The sequence below is a fragment of the Paenibacillus sp. RU5M genome (genome assembly GCF_900221055.1).
Lineage (GTDB): Bacteria > Bacillota > Bacilli > Paenibacillales > Paenibacillaceae > Paenibacillus > Paenibacillus marchantiae.
Genome location: NZ_OBQM01000006.1, coordinates 148,232 through 159,828 on the forward strand (window position 1 = coordinate 148,232; position 11,597 = coordinate 159,828).

An 11,597-nucleotide genomic window follows, 5' to 3' on the forward strand; every position below is an offset into this window, starting at 1 on the left:
TCCTTCCTGTGCGCTTGCTGCTTGATGTATTTATCTTTAAGTGCCCTGATTTGAGAAAAAGGTTACTTCTGCTTATATTTAATTTTCTATTTGATTATGCTCTTTATCATCATATAGGAAAAGCTGCCCCGTTTGCGGAATAACATCCGCATTCAAGACAGCCTCTGTATGGCCGTATTATATTATGTTCTTTTTTTCCTACAGATTAACGTCTGCTCGGTTGTTGCGGATAGTTTCCGATCACACCTGGATATTGATACAACAACGGCTCATCGAATGTAGCGTAGTCGAAATTGACCATCAGAAGCATGATCCGTTTTCCGCTGTTCGGGTCACTGATGATGATATGGTCACGACCAGCGGCTTCCAGAATGCCTTGGAAAATGCGTGCATTCCACTCTTTGTTACCTTCGTATGTCATGTAGAATGTTCCACATTTCCCCAGGTTAAGCCGTAAAATATTTTCGATGTAGGATTGTTCAAACTGTGGCGCAGTTGTGGTTACAACTCCACCCGTAGGTGTCATTGGAGCACCGCTTGATACAAGCGGTGGTACGCCTGTGGAGCTAGGTGAAACCATGCCTGGTGTTGGGGACATCATCGGCATACCGTTACCGATTTTATATGATGTTCCTTGGACTTGCGAATTGGCCTGTTGGCCCATAACCTGTGTTGGTTGATAAGGCTGGTTAATCATAATGATTCCTCCCAAAATTTAATATACGGTTGGACAGTCTTCGCCTGTCGGACTGAAGAAACAATGCGCCTTGAAGCGGCCTGTATTTTGCTGGTCATACCAGGTTGGCGGACATTCTCCCACCGGACGGAAAAACCACAGGGAGTTGCTGGCTGGCCAGAAGCGTTCACCATTAATGACACGCTGTGCCAAGCGTATTTCCGATTGTCTTGCCCGTTGGTAGAAATATCCCTTTTGCGTAGATTCGAAGCCACCCGGGTTCTGAAACACCATTCGATTAATGTCCCGAATATCACCGAAATCCAAGCAATCGCCGAGCACCCGGTTTACACCCACATTGCCTACAAGCAGCATGCCTTGTTCGCCGTCACCTTCAGCCTCCGCTCTCATCAGTCTAGCGAGCAGCTTGACGTCTTCCGAGTTGGCTTTAATAACAGCCATATCCTGTTTCCTCCCTTGTTGAACCTCTTCATCACCGTATATCGTATTGTGCAGATGCCCATTCGGTGACACGATTTTATCTTTTTCCCATAAAAAAAGCCCGGAACCTCACCCTATGTGAAGTCCCGAGACATAACATTTCCTATATAACCTGCCTATTCAGGGCTTGGCTTGAATCCAGTAATCGTAAGCATGTACGATATTGCCTTTGTAGGCTTTATACTCGCTTAACAGATCGGGAAGCAGTGCCAGCTGGCGTTCCATTTCCGCTGCTCCCTTATCATAAAATGAAATATGTCTACCTTCAAAATTCTCTTTCAGCTCCACCGAGATCAACAGTGGTTTACCCAAACGATCCGCAATTTTCATTTCCTGACTGACGACGTCGGCAATTCCATTGGAGCCTTCAGCGATGTTACGGAATGCCATCAGAGATATGTGATCCAGTGTTGTGATCATGTATTCACTGACAGACATGTCTCTTCCCGGTAACGGGAACGTATCTAGCCAAACGGCCAGATCGGCACTCGTTTCGAGATCGCTGTCCTTTTTCGTCTCTTCATGGAAATAAGCAATATTGGAAGCCCATTCGGTCAGCAGTGTATCCCGATCATTTTCCCATTCAGGTAAGGTGTATGGTTCAATATCGAGATGGATTCCCTTAAAACGTTCATCCGGTTCAGATTCGGCGTTATAATTTTTCACATAATCGATCAAGCGCTGTATCCGTGGCCGATTTTCCTTTTTACCCCAGATTGGATGGCCGCCCATGGCATGAACCTCAATACCTTGAGCCTGTGCGCGTTTCACAAAACTGCGATAACTGGAGTACGGTTGATCCAAATCAAGCCGGACGTATAACCAATTAATGTTTTGCTCTTTGGCGAACTCCAGAATGTGATCTCCACCGTCATTCGTAACTTGAGAAGCCTGCCAGATATAGGTTCCCCGGATTTCCGGTTGATTGGATGGATTCTCCGGTAATGGTACTTCCTCTGGCTCCAGCTGCCCCCAGTACACGATGTCATGCACAGCTGAACCTGCGTAGGAAGCATGATCTGTGAATGCAGACGCCACTTCCTTTATGACACTCTCCAATTGCGCAGCGCCTTTTCCGGCAAACGTCGTGAACTCTTCCCCAGGCATAGGCTTGGTATTTACCCCAACGGTAATAGAACCATTTCTGGCGTCCGCCCACATCATTTCCTGTTCTACCAAACGTATAATTCCATTGTTTCCTTGCGCGCTGTCACGGTAAGCGAGCAGCGTAATATGATCAAATTGTCCGATAAACCAGTGTGACAACGACTCGTTATCCGCATCGTCAGTAGTTCTGCCACCCGTCACCGTGTAAGAATCCAACCAAAAAGGCAAGTCGACATTCACTTCAACCGCCCCAGCCTGCTTCACCTGCTCCAGCAAGAGCTTCATATTGACAACCCAGGATTGGACCAGCGGCTTGGCATCTTCTTTCCACTGTGGCAGTACATAAGGTTTGATATCCAGGTGAATGGCGTCAAATCGCTCTTCCGGCTTTGCAGCCAGGTTATAATTACTTACCCAGGACGCCAGCTTGAGCATTGGACCTTCACGACCACTCACTGCCCATGACGGATCTCCACCCAGAGCTTCAACTGCAATTCCAGCCTTGCTGGCTTTGGATATAAACGTATGATAGACATCCTCTGACAGATTCATATCCACATTCACATACAGTCTGTTAATCTTATGTTTAGCTGCATTGTCCAGCAGCTCATTTCCTCCATCACTGACAGACTTGGCCTGCCATACCCAGGCTGCTCTTATATCTGCGTCAGCCTCAGCAGTAGATTCAAAGCCTGTCATTATAATCCCTCCAATCAGCAGTAATAACCAAAACACTTTCCGGGATGAGTTCCCGAACATATTCTCCCTCCATTCCTGTACTGTGGTAAAATCACATTTATTATAGCAACCGAGTTACCAAAAACAAATAAGCCCAAGTGCTTAACTTGGGCTTATTTCTGCTATGTTTTCAAAAGTTTACAATTGACCGGAGAAATCCCGGTACTAGTCCTCATATATCATTTTTCGGGTCATGCCCCCGTCAATAATCAGGTTGGTCCCTGTGACAAAGGTATTGCTCGGATCGGACAAATATAAACAAGCGCGGGAGATATCCGAAGGAACACCTACACGCCCTGCCGGGTGCTGTTCATGGTCCTCTGGCTTCAATTTCTCCACATTTCCTGTCTCAATCCATCCCGGACTGATACAATTGACCCGAATTTTGTCTTTACCCAAGGATACGGCCATCGCATGTGTTAACGCCACGATCGCACCCTTGGATGCAGCATAGGCCTCTGTTTCCGGTTCTGACATCAACGCACGTGTTGAGGCCATGTTTACAATCGCTCCACCATTTTCGTTGTGTTTCATATGTTTGGCCGCTTCCCGGCTTGCGAGAAAGCAACTTCGCACATTGGTATTGAGTATATCGTCCCACTCTTCCAGCGTTAGCTCATAGGGAGACTTCCATTTGGAGACACCCGCATTGTTTATGAGCACATCAATCTGCTTGAATTCATCCATTGTCGTTTGAATGAGGTTGGTTATATCCTTCTCTTGACGTACATCACACTGGACAAAGATGGCTTCTCCGCCTTCATTGCGAATCGAAGCTGCCGCAGCAGCTCCTTCTGCTTCCTGATAGTCGGCAAGTACGACTTTAGCCCCTGCAACCGCATAGGCCTCAGCTACACTTCGACCGATTCCTTGGGCTGCTCCCGTCACAACCACGACTTGATCTGTAAATGACATCATCATTTCCTCCTCTATTGGGATGGTCCATTCATCACATAAGTCTACATCAACTCACCGAACATGGACCACAAATTGAATAAAGTCTCTTCTTATATAAAAACACGTTAGCCCCATTAAGAAACGCTTGTCCATAAAAGAATTAAAAAAAGCTTACGCCACTATGGCGCAAGCCAGCCGGTTTATCCGCGTACACGCTCTGAATACAAACGATTGTAGCGTTCAAAGCCTACATAACGCGTTCCCTTGAAAGAGAGTCGACCTTCATCTCCCTCGGCGCACAAGCCGTACTCATCACCATTCACTTTGAATTCGAGACGATCCCCGCTCTCCACTTCAAATGTGATGTAATAATGCGTACGTGCTGTACTTCCTGGTTCAGAGTGCGACTGACTCATCTGCATTCTCCTGCTGGTAATACGTGAAGGTACGGTAAGCAGAGGCTCTGAGTTATTGCGACCCCATCTCCATACTTCTTTCCCTACCGACAGAAGAACAATACCTATAATCAGGACAAATACTACCGGAAAGACGGTTCCAAAAAAATCAAACATCCAGGATGATTCAATGCCCATGTCTCTCCCCTCCGTTCATCAAACCTAGGACAGCCGGAGTCTTGACCCGTCTTCAGTAATATATATGCACGTTAACAGGGAACTTGTTATTTGGATTCAAATCCAATATGTATTAACATATCAATGCTGATCTTCCTAATGAATTCCTTGGCACCAACTGGGATAGCGCCTTGATGAATGAACGTTATCCCAGTTGAAGTACCTATCCCCTCTCTATGCTAATTGAGTAATAACCAGATGTGCCGATACAGGTCTTGTTCCGCCGGCAAGGGGGGTCATGGTTAGTGCCGTTGATTCTCCAGCTGGATTTCGTACAGTCAGTATGGAGTTAATTACTGTTGTTTGCACGATAGCCATCCCAGGCATTTGCGTTGTACCTGTTGCCCGACCGATTACGGTATAGGCGAGATCAGCGCCATTGAGTGTCAATATAAGTTGCCCAGCCTCGTTCATACTTCCTTGAAACAATACAAGATAAGAGCCTATTGCCGCTAGATTAAATGAGCTAGGTCCCGTTCGAGTAATTGTCGTTCCGCTCGTAGGGCCATCTTGTGGAAAGCTGATATCCGTGCCTGGAGCAACTGTTGCCGCATTATCAGGAGGCATCAGCGCAAAGAAATCAGCAAATCCCAGAACGCCTCCGGCTGCACCTGTAGCTCCAGTAACACCCGTTACTCCGGTGGCACCTGTTGGACCTGCAACACCAGCTGCGCCTGTCGCTCCGGTAGGCCCCGCTGGACCTGCCAATCCTGCAGCACCCGTAGCTCCGGTGGCACCCGCTGGACCTGCCACTCCAGCTGCGCCTGTCACTCCGGTAGGGCCCGCTGGACCCGCCACTCCTGCAGCACCCGTGGCTCCGGTGGCACCCGCTGGACCTGCCACTCCAGCTGCACCTGTCACTCCGGTAGGCCCCGCTGGACCTGCCACTCCAGCTGCGCCCGTGGCCCCAGTCGCACCGGGAAAGCCTTGCGGTCCAATAGCACCAGCTGGGCCCGGCACACCCTGAGGTCCTTGTGGACCCACAAGTCCTTGTTCCCCAGGAATACCCTGCACGCCCATCGGTCCGGCTGGACCAGCCAGCCCCTGTGGACCCATGGCTCCCGCTGGTCCAGGCTGACCTTGAGGTCCTTGTGGACCTGGAGGGCCTCCAGCCGGACCCTGAGCTCCAGGTGGTCCTTGCACCCCTTGCTGGCCTTGAATTCCCTGTACGCCCTGAGTACCTTGTGGTCCTGTTGGACCCGTAACCGTAGGCGTAATAATTTTCACTTTAGGTGGCGGACATTTTACCTGAACTATTTTTTTAGCCACCCTCACTTTGCAATCTTTTCTTTTAGATTTGCAAGGACATACCGTTACCTTTTTTCTCTTAGATCGCTTCTTCTCTTCTGAACTGCTCATCGTGTGGACACCTCCCTATAGACATAGTTTAACGTACGTATGTAGTTAGTTTGGTGTATGGACGAAAAACCATATTCAACTAAACTACAACCTATATTTAGGAAAAAGAGGCTATTAACATGGTAGATTAGCCCGATTATAGATGACTAAAATTAAAAAATGGCTCTGATCGTGATAGTATATAGTTTTGATTTATTATGTTTGACCAATTATTTATCTTTCTCTTATAAATCTCTTTCGTGATTTTGATTCCATAATCAAGAGGAAATCCGCACAAAAAAGAAACATCCCCGCTTGGAGATGTTTCCTAATAATCGGACTGTCCTAATCAGAACATTTGACACTTTTTCTATGAGTCTAAGCGTACATCAGATCCATGAATCCGCGTGTTACTTCTCCACCATCCGCTTGCTCCGGTTCATCTGCCTGTGCGTTTTTCGCCATGCAGGCTTTGACTTCTTCCTCAGTGGTACAACGGTTGGCATCATCACATGTGTAGCATAATTGGAGCATGTATCTGGTTAACTCGTCCGCCTGCGTGAATTGAGCTTGTTCATTCGTTCTCATGTTCATCACTCCCATCTCTTCTTGAATTCAATATAACATCATTTGAAGGGATTTATTGTGATTTAATTCACAAAGTAATTAAAATGAAAAGAAACCCGTAGGTTCCTTTTCTTAAGACGTTTTATGCGAACGCAGTTATAGTACTTTCCAACGCACACCGCCGTCTACGGTTTGCAGCAACAGTGATCTTTTGGCATCTGTATTTTCGACCAAAATCCAGCCTAGTTTCGAAGAAACCATTTGGAGCTTGACGATCTCAGGGTACTCTTTAAGAATGTTTTCCAATACTTCACTTGTAGGAAGTGCTTTCCAAGTCTTGCCGGCATCTTTCGTGTAATAAGTCTTGCCTTTCTGCATGACCCAGCCTTCCAAGGGATTTAGAAATGTAGGAGTCAGACCGCGATTGATTCCGGTTTGTTTATTCAGACTGAACGTTGATAACTGCCAGCTCTCTCCGCCATTTGTTGTGAAAAACCCGTTGAACTTGGTGCTTTCCCCTTGAGAACAGGAGATCGACATCCAGGCTGTTTGAGCTTCCCGTCCAAAAAACTGTGGCGAGCTGATGTTAAAATTACCACATCCGTTAAATTTATTTCGGTCAAAGAATGACGGGCCCGCCTTCCAATGTTGGCCACCGTCCGCTGTAACGTACAATTTCGGCGTACCGAACTCTAGAGCGGTCAAGAACCCGTGATCCGAGTCCGAGAACGTCATCCCCGTGGAATAACCCCGTGTAGGGATCTCTGCAGATGCTGGTTTACCATCTTCGTCACTCGAAGTCATCTGATTCCAGGTAATACCGCCATCTTCGGTAAGATACAATTTCTTGTCTTGCTTGCCAATGGAAGTATCCACTGTTGTCAGTATCCAGCCTTTTTCAGGAGAAACAAATGTAATGGCCGTCACTTTATCCGTCTTCGATAAGGAGGACAGACTCCAACTCGCTCCACCGTTATTCGTGCGCAGCACCATCGTATCTGTTCCGCCCATTCCTTCACGAACAATCCATCCATGTGTACTATCTACAAAATAAATGCTTTGTCCATATTGCGGATTAGCCGGAAACTGAACATTTTCCGAAGGTGAGATGTTGGTCCAGGTACTTCCCTGATCCTGAGTATAATACAGACGCAGGGCGTTCCGCGTCACTCCCCACGCTAATCCACCGTTACCATTAAGCAACTGGAAATCGGTTAAACGGGTCTGAATTTGATATTTGGCTGTATCCGAAGCTTGTGTACTGTTTGCGGGGGGAACAACAGTTAAGGTCTGGCCCATATTCCCGTTATCTTCTTGCTCCTGCGGCGGCTCTGCCACCGGGGTCTCTCCCGAATCGGTGCAAGCCGCCAGCAGAGCAGCTATACCGATAGACAGCAATGCTGTCCGCGCGATTTTGATCCATTGCGAACGCAAGTGGTTTCCACCTCTCTCATCCAATAAGCAGGCGCGCATGCCTGTCCATTCATGTTGTTTTTACGATTCATTTGAATCCACTGCTCCTATTCTACCACAAACGTTGTCGAAAAGGTTCATCTCCACTCTCTGGAAGCAGACAGCGATCATTTTACTGCATCTGTTTCTTGTATAAAACATAAACCAGGTTTTCGACGAAATCCTCCGTAAAAAGACATGAAATGTGAAAAAGTTTATAGACATGGCTCGCTTTTCGCACGCTTATCCCTTAATATGGATGGAAGTATACCCCAAAAAGGAGAGGATATGAAAATGGTAAACAGTGCAGCGCTCAAACCAAGTCGTGTCGTTATTGTAGGCATGGGTGCGGTGGGAACAACAACGGGATACACGCTGATGTTAAGACAGCGTTCGTCCGAGTTGGTATTTGTGGATGTGAATCATGATAAGGCTACCGGCGAAATGCTGGATATGAACCACGGTCTCCCATTTACCGGAGGCGTTAAAGTATGGGCAGGCGATTACTCCGACTGCAAAGACGCAGACATCATTATTATTACTGCAGGTGCTTCCCAAAAACCAGGAGAGACTCGCATTGATCTACTGAAGAAAAATGCAAGCATTTTCAAAGAGATCATTGAACGTATTACTGAGGTTAATTCCCATGGTATTCTTTTGATTGCAACCAATCCTGTAGATATTTTGTCCTATACTTCTTGGAAACAGAGCGGTTGGCCCGCTTCACGCGTAATTGGTTCTGGTACTTTGCTGGACAGCGCACGTTTCCGTTATCTTATTGGTAAAAACAAAGGAATTGATCCACGCAGTATTCACGCTCATATTATCGGGGAGCATGGCGATTCCGAAGTACCGGTATGGAGTCTCGCCAACGTTGCAGGAACGAATCTGGATCTGGATGAAGAAACACAACAAGATATCTTCGACCGGACCAAAAATGCAGCTTATGAGATTATTAATGCCAAAGGTGCCACTTCCTATGCAATTGCGCTCGCTTTGGACCGTATTGTAGCTGCCATTCTGGGCAATGAAGGCTCCGTACTGAACGTTTCCACATTGCTGGAAGATTACAATGGCGTATCCGATGTATATTTGGGTGTTCCATGTGTAGTTGATCGCAACGGTGTACGTGAGATTCTGCCACTTCCTTTGAATGAGACGGAGAAAGTCGCTTTCCAAGCGTCTGCCAACAAATTGAAGGAACAGATTGCCGGACTGGAGTAAATCCAATTCCAGGCCTGTGACTAATCACGTTATTTAATAATGATTAAATAGCGTTAAGGTTGTATAACTAAAGGACCACCTGTATCTTCATTGCGAAGATGCGAGTGGTCCTTTGGTCTTATTAATAGCTTACACTGTTGTATATCGTTAAGTTTCAATTGAAGGTCAATGTCTGGGTAGTATATCACCCTATTTCATATGGAAAAGAAAAGTAAACATTGATTTCAATTTAAGTTTACATAATAATTATTCTGTAACAATAAAAACGGAATTATTTTGTAATTTCAGATCACCTCTCATATTTCCATTAAATGTATTAATACTACTCTACCATGAAATTACAAAAAACCTGTCACGTGGACAGGCTTTTCTATCATTACTTTCTTCTATTATATAAACAAAGCTTATCTTTTACATATCAGCCACAAACGCAGGAAGTTTTACATCCAGCAAGGCCATCGCTTCCTCCTTCTCCCGGCTAGTCACGTGGGTGTAAACTGTGGTGGTTTGAATGGAGGAATGACCCAGCAACTCCTGAACCGTTCGCAGATCTGCTCCACGTCTAAGCATCATGGTCGCGAATGAGTGACGCAGTTTATGACTGGAGTAGTTCACACGCTGATTGGAGGCTGATTCCTGCTGAAAGCGTTCAAAGGTTTCGGTCGATATAAGCTGAATACTGCGAATCGACAATCGTTTCCCCTTTTGCGAGACGAATAATGCCTCTTCCTTCGCCCGCCATGGGTCCAGCCGCTCCTGAAGAGCCTGGGATAACAGTTCGGCAACCGTCTCAGGCACAGGTAGTGTACGCCATTTCCGGCCCTTACCGAATACGTCCAGCGTTCGTCGTTCCGCATTATAGTCTTTGCAGTTCAAGGCATGTACCTCTCCGACCCGCAATCCCATGTATCCCATGAGCAGAAAAATAGCCAGGTTTCGTGTACGATACTTGCCTTCGACCGATTGCAAAAATCGTTCCAAACCGCTTTCATCAAGGAAGACGGGGGCCCGATTTTGCTCGGTTTTGGATTTCTTGATTCCGAAAGCGGGGTTATTGGTAACCAGTTCAAGCTCAATCAATGACTTATAAAAACAGTTCACCGCTGCGTGTTTCCGATTCCGTGTCGAGTCACTTACCCCTCGTTCCCGAGCTCGGGACAAGAAGGATAACACATGAAGTTTTTTGACCTGCTCCAGTGACTTTCCATGAATTGAGACGAGAAATTCGGCAACATCACCTGTGTATGATTTTACCGTATGTCCCGTGTAGCCCGCATCTTTCATCCATATGTGAAAAGCTTCAAGCTCATCCGCGTATTGCTCCTGGATCTCTTCGGTCATCATCTGTGTTCGTCACCACACTTCTATTTATTAATCTACAATTACGACATCGATTAGTGGAATGATCGCTTCGGGTTGTCCCTCACTGCGGGTGAGTACAAATGAAGGTAGTGGATTTTCGTGCAGTCCATTCACTGATTCACAGATCTGAACATACAAGTCCATACGCAACGTCTCGCCTTCACCCGGAACATCAATTACAGGCCACGCTTTCTCTGCACAGGATGGCCAGTATGCCAATTCGTTTACCGGCACGATACTTAATTGTTTAATTTCAGGATGCACACGGTATATTCCCGTGGTCTGAGGTTCCTCACCCAGCTTGTCTACCGAAAGTATAGTTCTCGAATGTTCATCCGGAGCCGAATATATCGAATAACACCAAGGTGTTACTCCCCAGGCAATCGCCATGAGACCTTCCTCAAGCAAGGTGTCCGAAAGGTCACCCTCACTGAATTGTTCAATCAGATTATGGCTTCCAGAACCGATCAGATCTTCTACACGTTTCGCCATACGAGGCAGATCTGCGAGAATAAAGCCACCACTACCGTACGAGTCAAACACATGATTATCCCGTGTCCAGACCGTCTCGGGTACTTCGTTCATCTGCACAACTTCGGCTGGAAACAGACATATCGCAACAGTTACCACCTGAGCATATTTCACCATGGCATGCTGCTCGGGCTCCAGTGGTCCCTCTGCGATGCGGGGTGTTTTGACATGCAGTGAAATTCGCAGCTCGTACTCCCCTTCTGCAAAGTCACCCAAATTCAATACGATCGGATGATCTATTCCTTCAATGGGAGTGAGTGAGCATGTACTGTCTGGTCGCAGGGTAACTGCATATTGTACAAATCCCAGCTCCTCCCCATATATGATAATGGCATCTTGCCGATCCGGCGGTGCATCCATATACTGCGCAACAACCGATACCTTGCGTCCATCCTTCAAACGGCGCTGCGGATCAATATCCAATTGAAATTTGTTTGTGTCATCTGGATGTGAAAGGATTAGCTTTGTCTCGGCAAGTACGGCTGAGTCAGCCAATGCAAAACCGAAATTCGAATTATGGTGATGTTGATTGGTATGTAATGGTGTGTTCATGATACATCCCCTCTCCTATG

At 46.7% G+C, this 11,597-nt stretch carries 11 protein-coding genes; 1 reads left to right on the forward strand and 10 read right to left on the reverse strand.

Annotated features, from left to right (window positions below):
- Window positions 1–205: 205 nt before the first annotated feature.
- From gerQ to CRO25_RS18715, 8 genes are all read right to left on the reverse strand, one after another.
- The gene (gene gerQ, locus CRO25_RS18680) at window positions 206–697 is read right to left on the reverse strand and encodes a spore coat protein GerQ (protein ID WP_063563951.1); all 492 of its coding nucleotides are present in this window, start codon (window positions 695–697) and stop codon (window positions 206–208) included.
- 18 nt (window positions 698–715) lie between these two features.
- A complete protein-coding gene (locus CRO25_RS18685) occupies window positions 716–1,138 on the reverse strand; it encodes a cell wall hydrolase (protein ID WP_063563952.1) in 423 nt (140 codons plus the stop codon).
- 159 nt (window positions 1,139–1,297) lie between these two features.
- Entirely contained in the window at window positions 1,298–2,983 is a 1,686-nt protein-coding gene (locus CRO25_RS18690) for a hypothetical protein (RefSeq protein ID WP_256863683.1), read from the reverse strand.
- A gap of 204 nt (window positions 2,984–3,187) precedes the next feature.
- Window positions 3,188–3,937 (reverse strand): SDR family NAD(P)-dependent oxidoreductase, encoded by a 750-nt coding sequence (locus CRO25_RS18695; RefSeq protein WP_079696014.1) that lies wholly within the window; start codon window positions 3,935–3,937, stop codon window positions 3,188–3,190.
- 182 nt (window positions 3,938–4,119) lie between these two features.
- Complete coding sequence (locus CRO25_RS18700) at window positions 4,120–4,512, reverse strand: DUF2500 domain-containing protein (RefSeq protein WP_053781910.1); 393 nt, start codon at window positions 4,510–4,512, stop codon at window positions 4,120–4,122.
- 213 nt (window positions 4,513–4,725) lie between these two features.
- Entirely contained in the window at window positions 4,726–5,820 is a 1,095-nt protein-coding gene (locus tag CRO25_RS34165; protein ID WP_306291817.1) for a collagen-like protein, read from the reverse strand.
- Between the two features lie 447 nt (window positions 5,821–6,267).
- Window positions 6,268–6,477, reverse strand: a complete 210-nt coding sequence (locus CRO25_RS18710; RefSeq protein ID WP_079696016.1) for a hypothetical protein — start codon at window positions 6,475–6,477, stop codon at window positions 6,268–6,270.
- A gap of 135 nt (window positions 6,478–6,612) precedes the next feature.
- Window positions 6,613–7,890, reverse strand: coding sequence for a hypothetical protein (locus tag CRO25_RS18715; RefSeq protein ID WP_079696017.1), 1,278 nt, complete (start codon window positions 7,888–7,890; stop codon window positions 6,613–6,615).
- A gap of 312 nt (window positions 7,891–8,202) precedes the next feature.
- Here CRO25_RS18715 and CRO25_RS18720 point away from each other — a divergent pair, with 312 nt between their 5' ends.
- Window positions 8,203–9,132: an L-lactate dehydrogenase gene (locus CRO25_RS18720; RefSeq protein WP_063564963.1), complete on the forward strand. Its 930-nt coding sequence runs from the start codon at window positions 8,203–8,205 to the stop codon at window positions 9,130–9,132.
- A gap of 411 nt (window positions 9,133–9,543) precedes the next feature.
- On the opposite strand, the gene CRO25_RS18725 is transcribed toward CRO25_RS18720, so the two are convergent.
- On the reverse strand, window positions 9,544–10,476 hold the full coding sequence (locus CRO25_RS18725; protein ID WP_072732885.1) for a tyrosine-type recombinase/integrase: 933 nt from the start codon (window positions 10,474–10,476) through the stop codon (window positions 9,544–9,546).
- Window positions 10,477–10,503: 27 nt separating this feature from the next.
- A complete protein-coding gene (locus tag CRO25_RS18730) occupies window positions 10,504–11,577 on the reverse strand; it encodes a hypothetical protein (RefSeq protein WP_079696018.1) in 1,074 nt (357 codons plus the stop codon).
- Window positions 11,578–11,597 lie beyond the last annotated feature (20 nt).

What these genes read in the sequence shown, in the direction of transcription:
- gerQ (WP_063563951.1), bottom strand. Translation starts at nt 697, where the DNA reads ATGATTAACCAGCCTTATCAACCAACACAGGTTATGGGCCAACAGGCC.
- CRO25_RS18720 (WP_063564963.1), top strand. Translation starts at nt 8,203, where the DNA reads ATGGTAAACAGTGCAGCGCTCAAACCAAGTCGTGTCGTTATTGTAGGC.
- CRO25_RS18685 (WP_063563952.1), bottom strand. Translation starts at nt 1,138, where the DNA reads ATGGCTGTTATTAAAGCCAACTCGGAAGACGTCAAGCTGCTCGCTAGA.
- CRO25_RS18710 (WP_079696016.1), bottom strand. Translation starts at nt 6,477, where the DNA reads ATGAGAACGAATGAACAAGCTCAATTCACGCAGGCGGACGAGTTAACC.
- CRO25_RS18690 (WP_256863683.1), bottom strand. Translation starts at nt 2,983, where the DNA reads ATGACAGGCTTTGAATCTACTGCTGAGGCTGACGCAGATATAAGAGCA.
- CRO25_RS18700 (WP_053781910.1), bottom strand. Translation starts at nt 4,512, where the DNA reads ATGGGCATTGAATCATCCTGGATGTTTGATTTTTTTGGAACCGTCTTT.
- CRO25_RS18730 (WP_079696018.1), bottom strand. Translation starts at nt 11,577, where the DNA reads ATGAACACACCATTACATACCAATCAACATCACCATAATTCGAATTTC.
- CRO25_RS18695 (WP_079696014.1), bottom strand. Translation starts at nt 3,937, where the DNA reads ATGTCATTTACAGATCAAGTCGTGGTTGTGACGGGAGCAGCCCAAGGA.
- CRO25_RS18725 (WP_072732885.1), bottom strand. Translation starts at nt 10,476, where the DNA reads ATGATGACCGAAGAGATCCAGGAGCAATACGCGGATGAGCTTGAAGCT.